Origin of the sequence: Aequorivita sublithincola DSM 14238, from assembly GCF_000265385.1 — a bacterium.
Lineage (GTDB): Bacteria > Bacteroidota > Bacteroidia > Flavobacteriales > Flavobacteriaceae > Aequorivita > Aequorivita sublithincola.
The window spans coordinates 130,241-152,314 of sequence record NC_018013.1 but is presented as its reverse complement, the minus strand read 5'-3'; the positions used below and the strand labels follow the sequence as shown (position 1 = coordinate 152,314).

The following is a 22,074-nucleotide window of genomic DNA, read 5'->3' as shown; positions in this document are numbered from 1 at the left end:
ACTTTTTATGATATATATCATTTCACACATCATTCAATAAGGATAGTTTTGTCCTATAAATTAATCCAAACAACTATGAAAAACATAATGAAATCAATAACCGCATTAACAATCCTAACCTTGATAAGCTGCGGTGGAAAAGAAGAAAAAAAGAACGACGGTATTCAAATAGGTCAAAAACCAGCGGCTACTGAAACTCCAGCGGAAACTCCAACAGAAAGCACCATCAAGCCTTCCGAAACTATTAATTTGACTGATAAGGGAATTGGCCCAATAAAAAGCGTAGAAATTCCAGCCACAATAGATGATGCAATGGCTGCCAAAGGTATGGAGGTTTACAAAAACAAATGTATGGCTTGCCACAAACCAGACAAAAAGTTTGTTGGACCAGCGCCTAAGGGAATTATGGAAAGACGTACTCCAGAGTGGATTATGAATATGATCCTAAACCCTGAGGAAATGACTCAAAAAGATCCACTTGCAATGGCATTAATGGCAGAATTTAACGGTTCGCCAATGGCAAACCAACACCTTACCGAGGAAGAAGCCAGACAAGTATTGGAATATTTTAGAACACTTTAATCTATATACTTAAACAACCAAAACCCCTTGCAGAGTTTAGGCCCTGCAAGGTTTTAAAAACCAAAACCAAAATGAAAACAACATTCAAAATTCTATTTGTTGCGGCTGCACTGCTTGTGTTTTCAGCCTGTAAAAACGAAACAAACACCGAAACTGGAACTTCGGCAGAGAGTTCCACCCAAAACGAAGCTCCTGCTAGTAACCAAGGACAAGCTTTTATTCAAGATGATGAGTCAGTACCTAATGTGCTTCAAATTGCAATCGGATCACCAGACCACTCTACGTTGGTAGCAGCTGTGCAAGCAGCAGGATTGGAAAATTCATTGGTAAATGCTGGGCCTTTGATGGTCTTCGCACCTACCAATGCAGCTTTCGATGCTTTACCAGCAGGAACAGTAGAAGATCTATTGAAGCCTGAAAACAAAGACAAATTAGCTTCCATACTTAAGCATCACGTAACGCCAGGTAACTATTCAAAAGATTTCCTTAAAAAATTCAAAAAACTTGGACAGGCCGATGGTAATGATGCCAGTGTAGAAGTAAAAGGTGATGATGTATATGTGGGCGGCGCTAAAATTATAGCAAGTGTTCCTGCAGGAAACGGAATCGTTCACGTAGTGGATAAAGTGATTTTACCAGCAAACTAATTTCATAAACAATTTAACTTAAACAATAGAATAATGAAAAAATCAATTAATATGTTAATCGCTCTTGTTATGGTTGCCGGAATGGTAAGCTGTAATGATGGCGGAAATCAAAAAAACAAAAAAGGAGGCCAAGGTGGTTTGGCTACCAATGCCGCCGAGCGAGTTTATGTTGCTCCAGGCGAACTAGATGAAATGTACGCATTTATATCTGGTGGATTCAGCGGACAGCTTGCTGTTTACGGCTTGCCTTCAGGTCGTTTACTTAAAGTGCTTCCTGTATTCTCACAAAACCCAGAAAACGGCTGGGGATATTCTGAAGAAACAAAACCTATGTTGAATACTTCCTACGGGTTTGTACCTTGGGATGACGCTCACCACCCAGATATTTCACAAACAAACGGTGAATTAGATGGCCGTTGGGTATTTATCAATGGTAACAATACACCTAGAATTGCACGTATTGGTCTGGAGAACTTCAAAACTGAAGAAATCATTGAAATACCAAACAGTGCGGGTAACCACAGTTCATCTTTTATTACTGAAAACACGGAGTATGTGGTTGCGGGAACTCGTTTCTCTGTACCAGTGCCACAGAAAGATATGTCTATAAAAGATTACAAAGGTAACTTTAAAGGAGCGCTTACATTTATTAGCGTTGACCAAGAAACAGGTAGAATGGGAATTAAATTCCAATTAATGATGCCAGGTTTTAACTACGATCTTTCTCACCCAGGGCGTGATAAGAGTCACGGTTGGTTCTTCTTTACTACTTATAATACTGAAGAAGCTCACTCATTATTGGAAGTTAACGCTTCACAAAACGATAAAGATTTTATTGCTGCCGTAAACTGGAAAGTAATTGAAGAATATGTAAATAACGGTGGTGGAACAAAAGTTCCTGCTAATTACGCACATAACATTTTAGATGAAAATAGCCATACGGCTACTTCGACAATGTTGAAGGAAGTACTTACAGTAAACCCAATGGATGTTCCTGGAGCTGTTTATTTCTTACCAACTCCAAAATCTCCACACGGTTGCGATGTTGATCCAACAGGTGAATATATCATCGGAAACGGAAAACTTTCAGCAGATTTAACTGTTCACAGTTTTACGAAGATGCTTGATGCTATTGAAAACAAGAAATTTGACGGAGAAGCTTACGGAATTCCAATTTTGAAATTTGAAGATATTCTTGCTGGTGTTGTTAAACAACCAGGATTAGGACCACTTCATACAGAATTTGATGGTAAAGGAAATGCTTATACTACCTTCTTTATCTCTTCAGAAGTTGTAAAATGGAAAATAGGCACTTGGGAAGTTTTGGACCGTCAGCCAGTGTTTTACTCTGTAGGTCACGGTATGATTCCTGGAGGAAATTCTCGTAAGCCATTTGGTAAATACTTTGTAGCCTTAAACAAGATTACAAAAGACAGATACTTGCCAACAGGTCCAGAACTTACACAGTCTGCCCAGTTATTTGATATTAGTGGTGATAAAATGGAACTACTGTTAGATTTCCCAACCATTGGAGAACCTCATTATGCAGCCGGTATTCCAGCGAATTTGATCGCACCAAAATCTAGAAAGATATTCAAACTTGCAGAAAACACGCATAAATATGCAGTTATTCAAGACGCTGATGTGAGAGTAGAACGTGAAGGGAAAGAAGTACATATTTATATGAATATGATCCGTAGCCACTTTAACCCAGATAATATTGAAGGTGTAAAAGTTGGAGACAAAGTATTCTTCCACATTACAAACCACGAACAAGATTTTGATGTACCTCACGGTTTCGCAGTAATTGGTGCTAATAATGCTGAATTGCTTATTATGCCAGGAGCTACAGAAACTTTAGTTTGGTACCCAAATCAAGTAGGGGTTTGGCCATTTTATTGTACAGATTTCTGTTCTGCACTTCATCAAGAAATGCAAGGATATGTTCGCGTAAGCCCAGCAGATTCTAATTTAGAATTGTCTTGGGGTCTAGGCGAAGATTAATAAAGATGTTTTTAGTTGTGAAAATACTAGCTTAGTGATTGATGGTATTTTCAGTAAAGACGGGGGTTGTTGATTTCCCCCGTCTTTTTTAAACAGACATAGGACTAAATGACTTAGGACATAAGACATTTTGATGCTACTTTTTTGTCCTACGTCTTATGTTCTTTAGTCATAAGTCTTCTTAATAAAACTTTAATAATTTTAATGAGATGAAGAAAGCAGGAATAATAATGATAATTGGCTCCTTGCTATTATTGGGTCTATTTAAATTTCCATTGTGGAATATAATGTTGGGTGCACCCCAATATCCAGACCCACTTGGTATGAATATTTATATTGAAGGAATACAAGGCGTACAGGAATTTGATATTCAGAATATTGACGGTCTTAACCACTATATTGGGATGAAAACCATTCCTAAAGTAGAAGATATGTGGGAATTTGAAGTTTTCCCCATTGTCATTGGAATAATGGTAGCACTCGGAGTAATCATTGGTTTACTTGGTTTCTTCGGAAAAGTGAGTTACAAATGGTTTCTTGGCTGGTTTATAGTAATGTCTATACTTGGAATAATGGGTATGTATGATTTTAACCAATGGCTAATTGAGTACGGAACTGATTTGGATCCAAAAGCTATTATGAAATTGCTCAATCTAGATGGAACTCCAATGACGTATAAACCACCACTTTTAGGCTATCAAAAAATGTTGAATTTCGATGTAGATTCTTGGCCAGGAGTTGGCGCATATATGATCTTCTTTGGAATGATGCTGACTGTAGTAGCTTTCTTCGTGGGAAAAAAGGAATATAAAAAAGCTTAAAGTTTGGAAAATGATGATGTTGATTTTCCTAATTAAATTACAATTTGAATATTAAATACTAAAAATATACAGATGAAACAGTTTAGTTTTCTGGTCATAATCACCCTTTTATTTGCTTCTTGCAACATAACTCCAGAGTCTATAAATTACGGTTCAGACGCATGTCATTTTTGCAATATGACAATTGTAGATAGACAACATGCCTCTCAACTAGTTACGGCAAAGGGCAAAGCTTATAAATATGATGCTATTGAATGTATGGTTCATTCCTTACAAGATGAATTTAAGGATACTGAAATGGCACATTATTTAGTGGCAGATTTTCTTCAGCCAGGCGAATTAATTGATGCTACAAAAGCTTCATATTTGGTAAGCGAACAAGTACAAAGCCCAATGGGAGCTAATCTTTCAGCTTTTGTAAATACCATAGCTGGACAAAAAGCCCAAGAAAAATTTACAGGCGATGTATTTTCTTGGAAAGAAATTCAGGATCATCTAAAATTGTAAGAATAAAGTATGGCTTCAGCAATTTCTGAATAGCTAACCAGCTTTTAAAATTTGCTGAAGTCTTTTTTACTACTTCAAAATAATTAGGTTCAATACTGATTAATTTTAATTCAATTTTGAAAAACAAACACTTCATAGTATTCTTTTTAATTGTATTGTTGGCCTTTACAAACGTATGGGCAAAAACAATTACAGTTTGCGCTACCTGTCCTGTTAAAACAATTCAAGAGGCTCTAAATCAAGCTTTAGATGGTGATATTGTTTTGGTGAAAAAGGGAGTTTATAAGGAAGCCAATTTAAAAATCAATAAAAGTATCACACTCATTGGTGAAGATATGCCTGTGATTGATGGAGAGAAAAAGGGTGAAATTATTACTATTGGCGCTGATAATGTAACGGTTGACGGCTTTAAAATTATTAATGTTGGCGTAAGTTATACCACAGATTATGCTTCAGTTCGCGTTGTAAATAGTAGTGGATATTTAATTCAGAATTTGGAACTCGAAAAACTTTTCTTCGGAATATATCTCCAGAAATCCAATGATGGAAAAGTGTTGAACAACAAGGTTAGGGGAGAAGCCGTAACCGAATTTAACTCCGGTAATGCCGTCCATTTATGGTATTGTAAAAATGTAGAAGTCCGCGGAAACGACGTTCAAAATGTTCGCGACGGGATTTATCTTGAGTTTTCAGATAATATTTCTATTATTGATAATTTCAGCAAAAACAACGTACGCTATGGACTTCATTTTATGTTTAGCAATAATAACAAAGTCATCAATAATGTGTTTGAAACCAACGGAGCGGGAATAGCATTGATGTTTTCAAAATTTATGGAGGTTGAAAATAACGTTATTAAGAAAAACTGGGGTACTGCAGCTTATGGTTTACTGTTGAAGGAAGTGAATGACGCCAATCTTATAAACAACGTATTTAGTGAAAACACCGTCGGCATCACCGTTGAAGGAAGTAACCGTCTCGTGTATTCCAACAACGATTTCACAAGTAATGGTTATGCGATAAAGGTAAAAGGCGCTTGTTATGCTAATGAAATAATCAATAACAACTTTCTTTATAACTCGTTCGATATTTCCTATAATGGAAGAATCAACGACAATAAATTTGATAACAATTATTGGAGTAATTACACAGGTTACGACCTCGACAAAAACGGAATTGGCGATATACCATTTCGCCCTGTAAAGCTCTTTTCATATATAGTGAACCGCACTCCGGAAACCATTATTTTAATGCGAAGTCTATTTATAGACATCATTGATTTTTCCGAAAAAGTTTCCCCAGTATTCACACCAGACGATTTATCGGATGAAAATCCAAGAATGAAACTCTTACAACATGATAGAAATTAAGGATTTATATAAAAAATTCGGAAAGAACGAAGTGCTAAAAGGCATTGATCTTTCTATAAAAGAAGGTGGAATATTTTCTATTCTCGGGCCAAACGGTTCAGGGAAAACCACACTTATAAAAGCTATTTTGGGGATGGTTTTGCCAGATTCGGGTGAAATTTTCATTAATGACAAATCATTAAAGAACAATTTTAAATATCGCGAAAAGATCGATTACCTACCGCAAATAGCCAACTTTCCAGGAAACCTGAAAGTGAACGAGCTTATAGATATGATTAAAGATTTAAGAGCATCCGAAGCTACAAAAGATGAAGAGCTAATCGAACTTTTTAAACTACAACCATTTTTGAATAAAAGATTGGTAAACCTTTCAGGAGGAACAAAACAGAAAGTGAACTTAGTGCTTACGTTCATGTTTGATAGCCCATTGATAATCCTTGATGAACCTACAAGTGGCTTAGATCCAATTTCACATTTACGATTGAAAAATTTAATTTTTTCTGAAAAAGAAAAAGGAAAAACAATTTTAGTTACGTCTCACATTTTAAGTTTTGTAGAAGAAATTGCCGATGAAATTGTTTTCCTTTTGGAAGGAAAAATTTACTTCAAAGGAACCATACCCGAGCTAAAATCTAAGACTGAACAACCCGATTTTGAACACGCAATAGCCTCCATTTTATCCGCCAGTTATGCTTAAGATATTAAAATACAGTTTTTACGATTTAATGCGAAGCCGTTGGAGCTACGTATATTTCTTGTTCTACTTACTGCTTGGCGTTGTGCTTCTATTTTTAAACAACGATCTTTCAAAAGCGGTAATCACGCTGATGAACGTTATCATTATTCTCGTTCCTTTAATCGGAACTATTTTTGGAGTGATGTATTATTACAACTCCCGCGAATTTACCGAACTGCTCTTAGCGCAACCCGTAAAACGAAGCTCCATATTTTTAGGACAATATTTCGGGGTCGCCACTTCATTGGCAATGAGTTTAGTAATAGGTTTAGGATTGCCCTTTGTTTTTTACGGAATTTTCAACAGTAACGCTATTTGGGATTTTACGCTCTTGCTTATAACAGGTGCTTTTTTAACCTTTATTTTTACGGCTTTAGCCTTTGTAATCGCCCTTTCCAACGAAAATAGAATTAAAGGTTTTGGCTATGCCATTTTGCTTTGGCTTTTTATGGCAGTAATCTACGACGGACTCTTTTTAATGTCACTTCTTTATTTTGAAGATTATCCATTAGATAAATTCTCTTTGGTTGCCACGATGCTAAACCCAGTGGATTTATCACGAGTCTTAATACTCTTAAAGCTTGACATTTCAGCCTTATTGGGTTATACTGGCGCTGTGTTTCAGAAATTCTTTGGAACTAGTTTCGGACTGATTTTATCTTTTGTAATGTTAGTATTTTGGGTAGTAATTCCAACTTTCTTTATTTGGAGAATAGCTAAGCGGAAGGATTTTTAAATCTTATAACAATGGTTGTGTTTTGGAGATAATGAAGATACACTAAAATATTTTTACCCATATCATTTCCTTATAACAATCTTGCACTTATGTTTGCAATAAAGAAAACAACAAGATGAATAATTTGATTGAAAGTTGCATTTCCAAAGCAATGGATTACGCGCAGTACAATTTACTTTTTAAACAATTAGTGGAAGAAGGCAGAACAACTGGCGAGCAAACCCAAGAGAAAATCGATTACACAAAATTGAATTTCAGTCGGACGAAAAGACTTGATAAAACAGCCAAAATCTCGGATGAGGCTATGGAGATTTTCAAAAATGTTTCGCAAAAACAAACCTGGCTCGTAATCAGCGAACCTTGGTGTGGCGATGCAGCGCAAACACTTCCGTATTTGAATAAAATAGCACAACTTTCAGAAAATATAGAATTAAAAATTGTGCTTCGCGACGAAAATCCAGCATTGATGAATGAGTTTTTAACCAATGGCTCGATGTCTATTCCTATAGTTATTATGGTAGATTCTGAAAATAATCTGCTTCAAACATTTGGTCCACGTTCCAAGACGGCCACAAAACTGATAACAGATTATCTAACCCAACACGGAAAAGTTGACGATACTTTAAAAGAATTGCTACAAGTTTGGTATAATAATGATAAAGGAGTTTCTGTTGTAAATGATCTTTTGAAATGTGTGAAGTTTTCAGCTTGAACTGAATAAAGATACTTTGTGAACTCTGTGCCTTAACTCTATGATCTTTCTGGTTAAAAAGGGTAATATTAACCACAAAGAACACCAAGGTTTTCACAAAGGACACAAAGAAGTACATTTTCTTATATTCCAAAGATCTGACCAATATCATTTATAAAACCTAACAGTTTTACAATCTTTGCATAAAAACATAAATTATGCTAATAGTATCCGCACAAGAAGCCGTATCCATAGTAAAATCTAATAATCGCATATATTTTCAGGGCGCAGCAATGACGCCCAATTTGTTGATAGACACATTATGTGAACGATATCGCGAACTTAGAAATGTTGAAATAATTCAAATTCACACCCACGGCGAAGCAAAATACACTGTAGCTCCTTATACTAAAGCATTTCGTCTAAACAGTTGTTTTGTTGGGGATAATGTTCGGAAGGGTGTAGATACTATTCACGGAGATTATATTCCTGTTTTTTTAAGTGAAATACATTGGCTTTTTAGAAGAAATATTCTGCCGTTGGATGTCGCTTTTATTCAAGTTTCACCACCGGATAAACATGGTTTTTGTTCGTTGGGACTTTCGGTAGATGTTACTTTACCAGCCATTCAAACTGCAAAACATGTTGTTGCTTTAATAAATCCAAATGTTCCAAGAACGCATGGTGATGGTATAATTCATATAAATAATATTGATTTTGGAGTAGAAATTAGTACTCCAATTTATGCTGCAACTATCGGTGAACCATCAGAAATTGAAGCTATAATAGGAAGAAATGTAGCGGAATTGGTAGAAGATGGCGCCACTCTTCAAATGGGAATTGGCAACATCCCTAACGCCGTGCTTCACAATTTAGGTAACCATGAAAGATTGGGAATTCACACCGAAATGTTTAGCGACGGAATTCTTCCGCTAGTTGAAAAAGGAATTATTACAGGCGAAGATAAGCAAGTGAAAACAGGTAAAATTGTTACTTGTTTCGCAATGGGAACAAAAAAGTTATATGATTTTATTGATGATAATCCACTAGTCCATTTTAAAGAAGCAGCTTACACAAATGATACCGCAATTATTCGACGAAACCCGAAGGTAACAGCCATAAATAGCGCCATTGAAATTGATTTAACAGGTCAAGTTTGTGCAGATAGTATTGGTACATACCAATATTCCGGCGTTGGCGGACAGATGGATTTTATTCGCGGTGCTTCACTTTCAGAAGGAGGGAAGCCAATTATTGCGATGCCTTCTATTACCAACAAAGGAATTTCAAAAATAACTTCTTTTTTAAAAGAAGGTGCAAGTGTAACAACAACACGCGCGCACGTTCATTATGTGGTTACAGAATACGGCGTTGTAAATCTTTTTGGAAAAGGATTGGAACAGCGAGCAAAAGCTTTAATTTCAATAGCGCATCCAAATCATCGAGAAGCATTGGAACGAGAAGCGAGACAGCGTTTTAACTAACTTTTTTTAAAGAGAGTTGTCGTATTTACCAAATTGAGATTTTGTCCGCTCAGACTTTAAGATGTTTTTATACTTTTAGTAACTGATTTTTTTTAAATTTGGGCAAAACAAAATATTATGTTCTCAAAAGCGTGCGAATACGGAATACGATCAGTTCTATTCATTGCAGAACAATCCCAGTTAGATAAGCGACCAAATGTTGTGCAAATAGCCAAAGCTGTTGATTCTCCAGAGCCGTTTACTGCTAAAATTTGTCAACAACTTGCACGTGCGGGCGTTATTCTTTCCAAAAAAGGACCCAATGGCGGTTTCTATCTTGAAAAAGATTCAAAGCTTAAGCTAATTGATATCGTTACCTCTATTGATGGTGATACTATTTTTACGGGCTGTGGTTTAGGTCTGCCTGAATGTTCTGCAGCCCATCCCTGTCCAGTTCATGACCAATTTAAAGCAGTTAGAGACGGTTTAAAAAATATGTGTGAAAACACTTTGGTACTTGATCTTTCTGAAAGACTTCGCAGAGGAGAAACATTCTTGAAACTTTAATCTTCCTAAACCAATCTAATATTTAAGCTTGATAATTAATTTCTGATAAATTTATCAGAAATAGGATTTTTGTATATATTTGCAGAAACAAAAACGATAAAATGTTTTCAAAAGCCTGCCAATATGGAATAAAAGCTTCGGTGTTTATAGCATCGCAGTCTGCGTTGGGTAATCGCGTTAGTTTGAAAGAGATTGCTTCAAGCATTGATTCTCCTGAAGCATTTACCGCAAAAATTCTTCATCAATTAGCAAAGCAAAACATCTTAACATCTTTAAAAGGACCAACAGGTGGCTTTGAAATTCCTGAAGGTAGGGCAGAAATACTTAAACTTAGCAATATTGTGTCAGCCATTGATGGTGATTCAATTTATGTGGGTTGTGCACTTGGATTTGACAGATGTGATGCTCTTCAACCTTGCCCAATGCACAATAAATTTGTTGCTATCAGAAATAATCTTAGAGTAATGTTGGAAACCACAAGTCTCTTTGAATTAGCAAATGGTTTGGACGTTGGAATGTCATTTTTGAAGCGTTAAATAAAATTGTATTTTTATCGTAGAAAACGAAAAAGAAGACTAACTAACAAAGCTTCTATCTTATACTAAATAAGCAAATATTAGATACAAATGAAAAAAATGAATTGGTTAATACTATTGATTCTAGGATTGATTCCACAATTTGCAATTTCGCAAAACAAGGGAAGTATTTCAACAGAAAACTGGTTGTCGAGCCCGGGAATTATTGGCACTTTCGTTTTGATTGCCATTGTTATGGTAGTTGCAGTTATAATTCTATTGGTAAAATTAAATGCCTACATAGACACGCTGAAAAGAAAGCAGCACGATAAAAATAAAATGGCTTTTGATGATGAAATTATTGCCATGGATGGAGGAGAAATCGATTCCATCCTCGAAAAAAGGAAGGCAGCACTCACTTATAAACTATCCGGTGATGAGTTAGGAGGAGAAAATGAAGCAGTAGATGAAAAAGGATTGATTCATCATATAGACAATAAGCCAAATAATGCTTTTTTTGATGAAAAAAAGAAGACTACACTTAGCATCGAAACTCCCGAAGCATTAAAGAAAATTGTAATCTATTACATTGGTGCTGCGGCTTGTTGGTTGATTGTAGGAACCTTTATTGGCCAATATCTAGGGATGAAATTTGTATGGCCAGAAATGGATCATCAAGCATGGCTTTCTTTCGGAAGGTTGCGACCTGTTCATACCAATATGGTTTTTTGGGGATGGTCATCTATGGCAATGATTGGTTTGGGCTATTTCGTTGTTGCAAGAACATCTAATACTGTAATACACAGTTATAAACTTGCTTGGACTGGCTGGTGGCTTATAAATTCAACCATAATATTGGGGAGTTTAAGCCTTATGTCGGGTATTAATAATGGAGGTGGTGAGTATCGCGAATATATTTGGCCCATTATGCTTCTCTTCGCTATTGCTTTGATAATTACGTTTTTCAATTTCTATAAAACGGTTGCAAGACGTAAAATTTCAGAAATATATATCTCAAACTGGTTTATACTTGCTTCCTTAATTTGGACTATCGTTTTGTCTATTATTGGTTATTTACCGTTTTATCAAGACGGTTTAGGCGAAACCGTAATCCAAGGATATTATATGCACCAAGGAGTAGGAATGTGGTTCATGACCTTTACACTCGGTTTGGTTTATTATTATTTACCATCTTCTCTAAACAAACCAATCTATTCATATTCCTTAGGAGTACTGGCGTTTTGGACACAAATGCTGTTTTACACAATGATTGGAACGCATCACTTCGTGTTTAGTCCGTTACCTTGGTGGTTACAAACTGTAGCGATTGTTTTCAGTGTAGGAATGATAATTCCAGTGGTTGCGGGAACCACAAATTTCTTAATGACTATGAGAGGCAGTTGGAGCCATATTTCAAAAAGTTATGTCTTGCCTTTCTTCTTAGTAGGAACTATTTTTTACTTCGTAGGCTCTATGCAGGGAACGGTTCAAGCCTTTCGATTTACGAACTTCGTTTGGCACTTTACAGATTTTAACGTGGCGCATAGCCATATGACGATGTATGGAATTGTCGCTTTCTTTTTATGGGCGTGTATTTATGCAATTCTACCAAAAATAACAGGAAAAGAACCACCACAAGTTTTGGTTGGAGCGCATTTCTGGATGGCTTTTCTTGGGCTTTTCGCCTATATGGTTTCCCTAATGGCTGGAGGAACTTACAAAGGACTTAGCTGGATAGAAGGCAATGCTTTTATAGAATCGGTTATTCTTATGAGACCCTATTGGGTATGGCGTGCCATTGGCGGTTCGTTAATGTTCCTTTCGCATTTGGTTTTCGTCTATAATTTTTATTATATGGTGAAAAATTATAGAAAGGTGGAAACCGAAGTTAAGTCAAAAGAAATAGAGGAAATAACTGTTTAATAAGATTAAAAATGCTCAATTTTCACAAAGAACATAAAAATCTAGTGCTCACGGCAGGAGTCGTGTTTGTAGCACTGAGTATAATGATAGCGATAATTCCCGCATTTCAGATGCAGGAAACGGAACCCATTCCAGATCAAAAACCATTAACCGCCAACGAAAAAGAAGGCTTACGAATCTATGTTTCCGAAAACTGTATGGCCTGCCATACCCAGCAAGTTCGGAATATAGAAATGGATAATGTTTGGGGAGGTCGTCCTTCCATTCCATCAGATTATTATTACAGCAAACAACGATTGGATGTTTGGAGGCAATCTCCTTCGCTTTTAGGAAGTGAAAGAACAGGTCCAGATCTTACCAATATCGGTAAACGCCAACCAAGTGAAGACTGGCACTTGTTGCACTTATACAATCCAAGAGCAGTAGTTTCAGCATCTGTTATGCCTTCATATCCTTGGATGTTTAGAGAAATTGATAGTGTTTCAGTTACAAAAGACGATAAAGTTGTCGCTGTTCCGAAGGAGTATTTCAATGAGCCGGGAAGAAAAATCGTTGCTAGTAAAGAAGCGCTATTATTGGTCGATTATTTAAAATCGCTTCAACAAACAGAGCTACCAGGAGGTAACGTGAATGATTTTATACCTGCGTTGCGAAAAATTCAAGAAGAAGGAATGAGCGAAGGCAAGACAGCTGGTGGTTTAGACGGAGAAAATCTATTTAAACAAACCTGTGCCGCCTGCCATCAAGACAATGGTAAAGGGATTGCTGGAGCGTTCCCACCTTTGGCAGGAAGTAAGATTGTCAATGATGAAAACCCCGAAATGCTATTAAGAATAGTCCTTCAAGGCTATGATGCTCGCCCTGATTATGGTGTGATGCAAGCATTTGGCGATTTATTAACTGATGCTGAAATCGCAGCTATCACAACCCACGAGCGTAGCAGTTGGGGTAACGATGCTCCTCCTGTAAAAGAAGAAGATGTAAAGAAAATTCGTGAAATGGTTATGAACGAACTAAACAAATAAAAGATGAAAAAGATACTATCAATTTTCACAATCTTGATTTTTTTAGGAAATCAACTAAGCTGGGCTTGTGATGTTTGCGAAAAAAACCAACCAGCCGGCTTTGAGAATATCACCCACGGCCCTGGACCTTCTGGCACACTCGATTATATAATAATATGGGTTGGAATTATAATTGTGGCGGCCACGTTATTTTTAAGTCTTAAATACTTAATCAGACCAAAGGAAAATAACCCTGACCACATAAAGAATATCGTTAAAAATGAAGGATTTTAAATTATGGAAGATAACAGAATCATAAAAGTTTTTTTGGATGAAGACCCAAAACCATTTGCGTCTTTCGCTCCTCCAGTTAAGATTGTTTTGGACACTACCAAAATCCCCGATGGCAAACACACTTTAAAAATTGTGGCAAAGTCTTCAAATGGAATAGAAGGTGTTCGTGAAATTCCGTTTGTGGTTCGAAATGGTCCTGCGATTTCAATAGTAGGATTGAAGGATAACGAGACCGTAGATACTCAAGTTCCATTAATTATCAATGCCTACGGAAGTGAAACAAAGGATTTCTTTGTAATTAAAGGTTCCGAAACACCAAAAGCAATTCCTGCTTGGGTTTGGGCTTTGTTAGTTGGAGTAATAGGTTATGGATTGTTCTACCTAATTATGTATTGGAGTCCAGAATTATATAAATCTTTCTTTTAGGAAATTTTTGGAAGTTAAAAATGAATATGAAATGAAATTTTAAAAATTCAATTGTTATGGAAAATTCATATAAACCCGAAATGACGCCTCTTAATAATGGCGAGAAGTTCAAAACACTGAATATAACCGCTAAAGCAGGAATGCAAATGCCGCTTCATCACAGTACCAAAGAAGCAGTAATTGTTGTTTTAAAAGGAGAAGCAATCTTAAAAATGCCAACGCAAGAGCATGTACTTTCTCAAAATACCACCTTTATAATTCCAGCAATGGTAGATCATAGTTTAAAAATTAACAAGGATTTTCACGCCATTGCGATTATGGAAAATGATTCAGAAATTCAATTTGAAAGTTAATACACCTTTAACTGCGATTTCGATTAAATAGTAATAATTTTAAACAACTGAATTATGGATAATACAGATATGTTTCCGAATACAACACGAGAATTAGCCGAGAAAAAAGCCGCACTTGCACCACAAAATATTGAAGCTTGGCGCAACTTTAGCAAAACTGTTTTTCAAGCGGGAGCTTTAGATGAAAAAACGAAACAGCTTATAGCAGTTGCAGTGGCTCACGTTACACAATGCCCATACTGCATTCGCGCGCATACTCCACAAGCAATGCGCAAAGGTGCCAGCAAAGAAGAAATTATGGAAGCCATTTGGGTAGCCTCAGAAATGCGCGCCGGCGCCGCTTACGCGCACGCAACTCTTGCCATGGAAGAAATGGAAAAACACAGCTAATAATTTGAGATTCTAATTTTAACGGCTGTGAACAATATGTTTGAAAACAATTAAACTATATGATTATGAAAAATGAACCCGTTAAAATCAAATTAATCAAACACCTTACGCACGATGTGTTGCAGATTGTAACAGAAAAACCATTTGGAGCCGATTTTACACCCGGTCAAGCCACCGAGATTTTTGTGGATAAACAAGGCTGGCAAAATGAAGGCAGACCTTTCACTTTTACCTGTCTCCCGAAGGATGACTATCTAGAATTTGCCATAAAAACCTACCCAGATCATAAAGGAGTTACAAATGAATTGCTCAGTTTAAAAGCCGGCGACACTTTAATTGTAAACGATATTTTTGGAGCTATAGAATACAAAGGCGATGGAACCTTTATTGCCGGTGGGGCAGGAGTAACGCCATTTATTTCGATTTTCAGAGATTTAAATGAAAAGAAAAAACTAGGAATTAATAAACTGATCTTCGCAAATAAAACGAAGGATGATATTATTATGAATGATGAATTTAGCCAAATGTTAGGCGAAAATTTCATCAATATCCTTTCAAAAGAAAAAACGGAAGAATATGCCTACGGTCAAATTTCAGAGGAATTTATTGAGAAGAATAGTGGTCCATTAGGCTCCTATTTTTATCTCTGCGGTCCACCACCAATGATGGATGCAGTTGAAAAACAATTGCAAAACCTAAAAGTGCCAGCGGATAAAATAGTGAAAGAAGCATTTTAATTTATAATGAAAATACAGAATAAAATTGCAATAGTTACAGGGGCCAGTAGTGGGCTGGGAGCGGCTATTTCTGAAGCGTTGATTGCTGAGGACGCAATCGTTTACGGTCTTGCTAGAAATAGCGACGCCCTTATAAAAATTCAAAAAAACCTTGGAAATAATTTTACTCCAGTTATTCTAGATATTTCAGAAGAAAAAGCTGTAAAACATTGGGTTGCAGAAACATTTTCAAAGGAAAAATCACCAGATATTTTAATAAATAATGCTGGAACAGGTTCTTTTGGAAAGATAGACGAAATGCCATCTGAAGAATGGTATAAAATGATAAATACCAATTTGAATGGAATGTACTGCATTACTTCTGAAGTTGTAAGACTTATGAAACCAAAAAAGGAAAGTACGCATATAATTAATGTAGGCTCTATTCTAGGCATAACAACACGTTCGGAAGGTGCTGCCTATTCTGCCACAAAGTATGGTATCAGCGGGTTTAGTGAAGCCCTTTTTAAGGAATTACGCGAATATAATATTAAGGTAAGCTGTTTAAATCCAGGTTCTATTGATACTTCGTTTTTTGAAAGTTCGGGAATCAAGTCGCACGAAAATATGCTTCAAGCAGAAGATATTGCTTCAACGTTATTGCACATTTTGAAAACACCAGACAATATGTTGATAAGCGAAATGACGGTTCGGCCATTAAATCCAAAAGCACCAGACAAAAATTGACATAAGACGTAAAGAAATAAGCCGTAGGACTAATGTATGGTATAAAGTAGTTGGTCTTAAGTCTTAGGTCGAGAAGTCCTAAGTCTTTATAAGTGAAAAATCAATTTTTTAATTCATCTGAAATGAGCTATTTTAATCGTGTTCTTACATTTTTCAAGAAAAAAGCTGAAGCGCCAGAGCCAGAGCTAGTCGGTGATGAAAACTGTCCTTTTTGTTGGGGCTATCAAGAATATGATGATAAAACCCGTTTATTGACAAAAGACAAACAGATTGATGTAAAAAACCATAAAGACAAATATGTGAAAGTTGGCAAATTTATGGTGGAACACGTAGATGGCTTCAAAAACAAAAAACGAATCGTTGAACGTTGCTCCAAATGTGGTGGCAAACATATAAAATACATAGAAACTCCCTAAAATTCATGGAAAAGAAAAAACCAATAAAACGTCATGTGGCTTTACAACCGTTAAGCCGGCAACATCATTTTGGATTGCTGTTCAGTTGGAAACTGCGGAAAGGCTTTAATAAAGATATTGAAATTGGGCGTATGCAGAAGTATGCAAAATGGTTTTTTAAAAATGAAATTGAACCACATTTTAATGATGAAGAAAAATATCTTTTCCCAATTTTAGAACCGGACAATGAACTAATTGAACGTGCCTTAAAAGAACACCGTCGCATAAAACGTCTGTTTAACGATACCAAAGATCCAGAAAAATCACTGCATCGTTTAGAAGAAGAATTAGATGCTCATATTCGTTTTGAAGAACGTATTCTCTTTAACGAAATCCAGGAAGTCGCTACAGAAGCTCAACTACAAAAGATAGCGGAGATTCATAGCGAACTAAAAAAATATCCAGATTATCAAGACCCTTTTTGGGAATAATTATTTTTTTTTAATATTGAATATTTCGACATAATTTAATTTCTGATAAAAATGTCATTTTATGATTTAAGTCATATTTTGTTTCTCTTTTTATTATGAAATTTGCTTTATAAATTATTCATTAAAACTTTTAGAACCATGACAACACTTCAAGAACGTACCGTAGCCGATGTGGTTACAGAAAACATAAAAGCCGCTCATATTTTCAAAAAACACGGAATAGACTTTTGCTGTGGCGGCGGCATCAGCATTAAAAAAGCCTGCGAAAAGGCAAAAATAGATCCTTCCGTTTTGGAAACGGAATTGTTAAATTTGGACTCTGTTCAAGATCGTGCTCACGATTATAATAGCTGGAAACTAGATTTTCTTGCGGATCATATTGTAAACGTGCATCATCATTATGTTGAGGAAAGTAGCCCATTGCTTTTGCAATATTCTAAACGTGTAAATCACGTTCACGGCCATCATTATACCGAACTTGCAGAAATAGAATCTTTGGTAACTCAAGTTGTTCAGGCAATGGCAGCCCATCAAAAGAAAGAAGAACTGATTCTTTTTCCTTTCATTAAAAGATTGGTAAAAGCAGAAAGAGAAAATACAGAAGTGCCTGCAGTACATTTTGGTACTGTTGAAAATCCTATAAAAATGATGGAGGAGGAGCACGAAGAAGCTGGCCAGATTATGCGTAGAATTTCGGAATTGAGCAGCAATTTTACCCCACCAGAAGGCGCTTGTAATACGTATCGCGCTTTCTACGCTAAACTAGATGAGTTTGAGCAGGATTTGCACCAACACATACACTTAGAAAATAATATTCTCTTCCCAAAAGCTTTAGGTTTGGAAAAGAAACTAAAGAACAACTAACCTTTTAGTAAACTTTAACTATCCCCTAATTTTAGATTTTTATTTGATTGGTTTTTAGGACAGTTCAGAAGAATGGCAATAAGGAAGGTTTTCTGCCAAATTCTGAACTGTTTTTTTAATTTTGTGCTTGATGGATTTAAAAAAACATATAGGTATTGCCTTGGCCTATTTTTTGGCAGTAGCGTTAATGGGTATTTTGCTGAGGTTTTATTTTGTTGTCTCGCTTCCTTTCAACTTTAAATTTTTACTCCACGCACATTCCCACACCGCCTTGTTAGGCTGGATTTACTTGGGCTTGACTACTCTGATTTACAAAATTTTCCTTTCCGAAGCACAAAAGCCTAAACTTTACAAACGCATCTTCATATTTACAAATGTTTGTATTGTTGGTATGATGATAACCTTTCCTTTTCAAGGGTATGCGTTGTTTTCCATCATTTTTTCAACTTTGTTTTTATTCGCTTCCTATTGGTTTTCGTGGTTTGCGATGAATCACATTCCGGCGCATTTTAAAACACGCTTTTCGTGGAAACTTATAAAAGCTTCACTCTGGTATCTCGTGCTTTCCAGTATTGGTCCGTGGACAATCGGTGGCGTGATGGCTACTTTGGGGCCTGAGTCTATTTGGTACAAAACCTCCATTTATTTCTATCTTCATTTTCAGTACAACGGTTGGTTTATCTTGGCGCTTTTGGGCGTAGTGTTTTATGTTTTTGAGGAAAAAGGAATCCAGTTTAACCCTCAAAAGCTGAAATCATTTTTTCTTCTTTTGAATTTTGGCGTACTGTTTACAGTTTTCCTTTCCGTACTTTGGTTTGTTCCGCCTACTGTTTTTTATGTGTTGGGATTAATTGGAGCAGTGGCACAATGTCTGGCTTTCTTTGAACTTTTCTTGCTTCTTAAGGACCATTTTCCTGTCCTCAAAAAGGTATTTACGCCACGCGCTTTTTTTCTTCTGAAAATTGCTGGAGGTTTGGTTTTAGTAAAATTACTGATGCAATTGTTTTCGGCTTTTCCGTATATCGCCAATCTCGCTTTTCTGCTTAAAGATTTTGTGATTGGCTATCTTCACTTAGTTTTCCTCGGAATTGTAATCACAACAATGCTTGCCTTCCTTCAATATTTTAAGTTGATTCTACTTCCAAAGAGTTTCATTTCTATCTTTCTCGTGGCTTTCGTTACCACGGAATTCCTAATTTTCTACAAAGCTTTTGCTGTGTGGCTTGGGCTTCCATTTTTTCAGGATTATTATATCTGTCTTGCTGTTTTAAGCTGTTTATTTCCCGTGGCAGTAGGAATTTTATTCTTCAAAAATTTGAAATCTCGTAGTTCATAATTGATAACTGACAATTGTCATTTTTCAAACCACAATCATTCTTAATCTTTGCAACCGTTATAACAAGCAAATTTTTAATTGATGGTAAACTGTTTTCACTGTGGTGATGCGTGTTTGGACGTAGAAATAAAGCACGAGGAAAAATCCTTCTGCTGCCATGGCTGCAAAACGGTTTATGATATTCTCCACGACAACGACTTAAGTTATTATTATGATCTTGAAAAAAACCCAGGTATTTCTCCAAAGGAAATCGCTGGGAAATATGACTTTCTAGACAACGAAGTTATCGTTGAGAAAATGCTTGAATTTAATGATGGAAAAACGCAGATTGTCTCTTTCGTAATTCCTTCCATCCATTGCAGCAGTTGTATTTGGATTCTTGAAAATCTCAATAAGCTAAATTCTGCGGTAAAATCTTCACAAGTAAATTTTCCTGAGAAAACCGTTCGGATAACTTTTACTGCGGAAGAGAATTCACTCAAAAACCTAGTCATTCTTTTAAGTCGAATTGGTTACGAACCCTACATTTCGCTGGATGATTCAGATAAAAAAGAAAAACACATAAACCGAAGTCTAATATATAAATTGGGCATCGCAGGTTTTGCTTTTGGAAACATTATGTTCCTTTCGTTTCCTGAATATTTTGAGCATTCTGAATTTTGGTTAGATCAGTTTAAACCATTTTTTAGATGGTTGATGTTTGCGTTTTCGCTTCCGGTGGTTTTTTATTCGGGACGTGGTTATTTCACTTCTGCTTATAAAGGTTTACGTTCCAAAATCTTGAATATTGACGTTCCTATTGCTCTCGGAATTGCCGTTCTTTTTATAAGAAGTACGATAGATATTGTGATGGATTGGGGCACGGGCTACTTCGACAGCCTTGCTGGGCTCGTTTTCTTTTTATTGCTGGGAAAGTTTTTTCAGCAGAAAACCTACAGTTATCTTTCGTTTGAACGTGATTATAAATCATACTTTCCAATTGCCGTAACACGCCTTTTCAAAAATACTGAGGGAAAAACCGTTGAAGAACAAGCCGAAGTTTACACAGTAAAAAAAGGCGACCGTTTGCTTATTCGTAACAACGAAATAATTCCGGTTGATGCAATTTTAATCAAAGGAAACGCACTAATAGATTACAGTTTCGTCACTGGCGAAGCGGAGCCAATTACCAAACAAAGCGGCGACAAACTCTTCGCCGGCGGAAAACAACAAGCTGGAATTCTGGAAGTTGAAGTATTGAAACCTGTCGCCCAAAGCTACTTAACGCAACTTTGGAGCAATGACGTTTTCAGCAAAGACAAAACGGGTGCTTTTGAAAATATTACGGACAGTATTAGTAAACGTTTTACAGTAATTCTTCTTTCCATAGCCTTTATTTCCACCATTTTTTGGTTGATGGTAGATCCGTCAAAAGCATTCAATGTATTTACTTCTGTATTAATTGTTGCCTGTCCGTGCGCGATTGCGTTGGCCGCACCTTTTACCTTAGGGAACGTTTTGCGAATCTTCGGAAGAGAGAAGCTATATTTAAAAGAAGCTTCCGTAATCGAACAAATGGCGAAGTTAGACACCGTAGTTTTTGACAAAACAGGAACACTAACAACCAATCAAAAAAACTTGATAACGTATGAAGGCATAGCACTTTCTTCGGAGGAAAAGCAATTACTCACTAGTACGTTACGCGCTTCTAGTCATCCGCTTAGTCGTTCGCTTTACAATATTTTGGATAAAAACAATATCCAAACTTTAGACAATTTTGAAGAAGAAATAGGGAAGGGGATTTCCGCAACTTTCAATGATAATTCCATAAAAGTAGGTTCGTATGAATTTGTCGGGTTTTATGATGAGAATACTTCCGAAGTAAAAAATAGAACTACTGTCCACATCAGTACCAACAAGGTTTACAAAGGTTGCTATATTTTCAACAGCGAATACAGAGAAGGCGTTGCTGAAATTTTTAAACAATTAGGAACTGACAAAGATGTAATCGTTCTTTCTGGCGATAACGAAGGCGAACGGGAGCGCCTGGCAAAACTACTTCCTAAAGGAACAAAACTTTACTTCAACCAAAAACCAGACGATAAGCTCAATTTTATAAAATCGCTTCAAAAAAGCGGAAAACAAGTTTTGATGATAGGCGATGGTCTAAATGATGCTGGAGCTTTAAGGCAAAGTAATGTTGGCTTTGTAATTTCAGAAAACACTAACGTTTTTTCGCCAGCCTGCGATGGTATTTTGGATGCTTCACATTTTGAAAAGATTGGAGATTATTTAAACTTTTCAAAAAGAGGTGTAAGCATTATAAAGTGGGCGTTTTTGTTTTCTCTGTTTTATAATTTGATAGGATTAGCATTTGCAGTTACAGGTCATTTAAGGCCAGTAGTTGCGGCTATTTTAATGCCTTTAAGTTCAATAAGTATTGTGGTTTTTACGACTCTAGCAACTCAATATATTGGGAAGAGATTAAGAATGAATATAAATAAGCAAAGTTGACAA

25 protein-coding genes are annotated in these 22,074 nt (G+C 36.2%); all 25 read left to right on the top strand.

The annotated features are described in order from the left end of the window. Positions 1–75: 75 nt before the first annotated feature. The 25 genes from AEQSU_RS00710 to AEQSU_RS00590 all read left to right on the top strand — a co-directional run bounded on the left by AEQSU_RS00710 (position 76) and on the right by AEQSU_RS00590 (position 22,071). The gene (locus AEQSU_RS00710) at positions 76–582 is read left to right on the top strand and encodes a c-type cytochrome (RefSeq protein ID WP_014780931.1); all 507 of its coding nucleotides are present in this window, start codon (positions 76–78) and stop codon (positions 580–582) included. Between the two features lie 71 nt (positions 583–653). Next, positions 654–1,229, top strand: coding sequence for a fasciclin domain-containing protein (locus tag AEQSU_RS00705; protein WP_014780930.1), 576 nt, complete (start codon positions 654–656; stop codon positions 1,227–1,229). A gap of 33 nt (positions 1,230–1,262) precedes the next feature. Then, entirely contained in the window at positions 1,263–3,233 is a 1,971-nt protein-coding gene (gene nosZ / locus AEQSU_RS00700) for a Sec-dependent nitrous-oxide reductase (RefSeq protein ID WP_014780929.1), read from the top strand. A gap of 209 nt (positions 3,234–3,442) precedes the next feature. Continuing rightward, entirely contained in the window at positions 3,443–4,054 is a 612-nt protein-coding gene (locus tag AEQSU_RS00695) for a hypothetical protein (RefSeq protein ID WP_014780928.1), read from the top strand. Positions 4,055–4,126: 72 nt separating this feature from the next. Then, positions 4,127–4,561, top strand: a complete 435-nt coding sequence (locus AEQSU_RS00690) for a nitrous oxide reductase accessory protein NosL (protein ID WP_014780927.1) — start codon at positions 4,127–4,129, stop codon at positions 4,559–4,561. 116 nt (positions 4,562–4,677) lie between these two features. Further along, the gene (locus tag AEQSU_RS00685; RefSeq protein WP_083834421.1) at positions 4,678–5,931 is read left to right on the top strand and encodes a nitrous oxide reductase family maturation protein NosD; all 1,254 of its coding nucleotides are present in this window, start codon (positions 4,678–4,680) and stop codon (positions 5,929–5,931) included. Further along, positions 5,918–6,628, top strand: a complete 711-nt coding sequence (locus AEQSU_RS00680) for an ABC transporter ATP-binding protein (RefSeq protein WP_014780924.1) — start codon at positions 5,918–5,920, stop codon at positions 6,626–6,628. Before AEQSU_RS00685 ends, AEQSU_RS00680 begins: the two co-directional genes overlap by 14 nt. Further along, entirely contained in the window at positions 6,621–7,403 is a 783-nt protein-coding gene (locus AEQSU_RS00675; protein ID WP_014780923.1) for an ABC transporter permease, read from the top strand. Before AEQSU_RS00680 ends, AEQSU_RS00675 begins: the two co-directional genes overlap by 8 nt. Before the next feature lie 115 nt (positions 7,404–7,518). Further along, the gene (locus tag AEQSU_RS00670) at positions 7,519–8,115 is read left to right on the top strand and encodes a thioredoxin family protein (RefSeq protein ID WP_014780922.1); all 597 of its coding nucleotides are present in this window, start codon (positions 7,519–7,521) and stop codon (positions 8,113–8,115) included. A 197-nt stretch (positions 8,116–8,312) separates the two neighbouring features. Beyond that, positions 8,313–9,578, top strand: coding sequence for an acetyl-CoA hydrolase/transferase family protein (locus tag AEQSU_RS00665; RefSeq protein WP_014780921.1), 1,266 nt, complete (start codon positions 8,313–8,315; stop codon positions 9,576–9,578). 117 nt (positions 9,579–9,695) lie between these two features. Further along, positions 9,696–10,124 (top strand): RrF2 family transcriptional regulator, encoded by a 429-nt coding sequence (locus tag AEQSU_RS00660; RefSeq protein WP_014780920.1) that lies wholly within the window; start codon positions 9,696–9,698, stop codon positions 10,122–10,124. A gap of 101 nt (positions 10,125–10,225) precedes the next feature. Next, positions 10,226–10,660 (top strand): RrF2 family transcriptional regulator, encoded by a 435-nt coding sequence (locus tag AEQSU_RS00655; protein WP_014780919.1) that lies wholly within the window; start codon positions 10,226–10,228, stop codon positions 10,658–10,660. A gap of 99 nt (positions 10,661–10,759) precedes the next feature. Next, a complete protein-coding gene (locus tag AEQSU_RS00650) occupies positions 10,760–12,562 on the top strand; it encodes a cbb3-type cytochrome c oxidase subunit I (protein ID WP_014780918.1) in 1,803 nt (600 codons plus the stop codon). 11 nt (positions 12,563–12,573) lie between these two features. Next, positions 12,574–13,587, top strand: a complete 1,014-nt coding sequence (locus tag AEQSU_RS00645) for a cbb3-type cytochrome c oxidase subunit II (protein WP_014780917.1) — start codon at positions 12,574–12,576, stop codon at positions 13,585–13,587. A 3-nt stretch (positions 13,588–13,590) separates the two neighbouring features. After that, positions 13,591–13,860, top strand: coding sequence for a hypothetical protein (locus tag AEQSU_RS00640; protein WP_014780916.1), 270 nt, complete (start codon positions 13,591–13,593; stop codon positions 13,858–13,860). Between the two features lie 3 nt (positions 13,861–13,863). Next, positions 13,864–14,286: a hypothetical protein gene (locus AEQSU_RS00635; protein ID WP_014780915.1), complete on the top strand. Its 423-nt coding sequence runs from the start codon at positions 13,864–13,866 to the stop codon at positions 14,284–14,286. A gap of 56 nt (positions 14,287–14,342) precedes the next feature. Beyond that, positions 14,343–14,639: a cupin domain-containing protein gene (locus AEQSU_RS00630; protein ID WP_042491535.1), complete on the top strand. Its 297-nt coding sequence runs from the start codon at positions 14,343–14,345 to the stop codon at positions 14,637–14,639. A gap of 54 nt (positions 14,640–14,693) precedes the next feature. Continuing rightward, on the top strand, positions 14,694–15,029 hold the full coding sequence (locus AEQSU_RS00625; protein WP_014780914.1) for a carboxymuconolactone decarboxylase family protein: 336 nt from the start codon (positions 14,694–14,696) through the stop codon (positions 15,027–15,029). Positions 15,030–15,094: 65 nt separating this feature from the next. Then, positions 15,095–15,766 (top strand): ferredoxin reductase domain-containing protein, encoded by a 672-nt coding sequence (locus tag AEQSU_RS00620; protein ID WP_014780913.1) that lies wholly within the window; start codon positions 15,095–15,097, stop codon positions 15,764–15,766. Between the two features lie 6 nt (positions 15,767–15,772). Beyond that, positions 15,773–16,492 carry an SDR family oxidoreductase gene (locus AEQSU_RS00615; protein WP_014780912.1) on the top strand — a complete coding sequence of 240 codons (720 nt, stop codon included), beginning with the start codon at positions 15,773–15,775 and terminating at the stop codon, positions 16,490–16,492. A 122-nt stretch (positions 16,493–16,614) separates the two neighbouring features. Beyond that, a complete protein-coding gene (locus tag AEQSU_RS00610; RefSeq protein WP_014780911.1) occupies positions 16,615–16,908 on the top strand; it encodes a hypothetical protein in 294 nt (97 codons plus the stop codon). Positions 16,909–16,913: 5 nt separating this feature from the next. Then, a complete protein-coding gene (locus AEQSU_RS00605; RefSeq protein WP_014780910.1) occupies positions 16,914–17,378 on the top strand; it encodes a hemerythrin domain-containing protein in 465 nt (154 codons plus the stop codon). Positions 17,379–17,516: 138 nt separating this feature from the next. Continuing rightward, positions 17,517–18,242 carry an iron-sulfur cluster repair di-iron protein gene (gene ric, locus AEQSU_RS00600; protein ID WP_014780909.1) on the top strand — a complete coding sequence of 242 codons (726 nt, stop codon included), beginning with the start codon at positions 17,517–17,519 and terminating at the stop codon, positions 18,240–18,242. Between the two features lie 130 nt (positions 18,243–18,372). Beyond that, positions 18,373–19,578 carry a hypothetical protein gene (locus AEQSU_RS00595; RefSeq protein WP_014780908.1) on the top strand — a complete coding sequence of 402 codons (1,206 nt, stop codon included), beginning with the start codon at positions 18,373–18,375 and terminating at the stop codon, positions 19,576–19,578. A gap of 81 nt (positions 19,579–19,659) precedes the next feature. Continuing rightward, positions 19,660–22,071, top strand: coding sequence for a heavy metal translocating P-type ATPase (locus AEQSU_RS00590; protein ID WP_014780907.1), 2,412 nt, complete (start codon positions 19,660–19,662; stop codon positions 22,069–22,071). Positions 22,072–22,074: the final 3 nt, after the last annotated feature.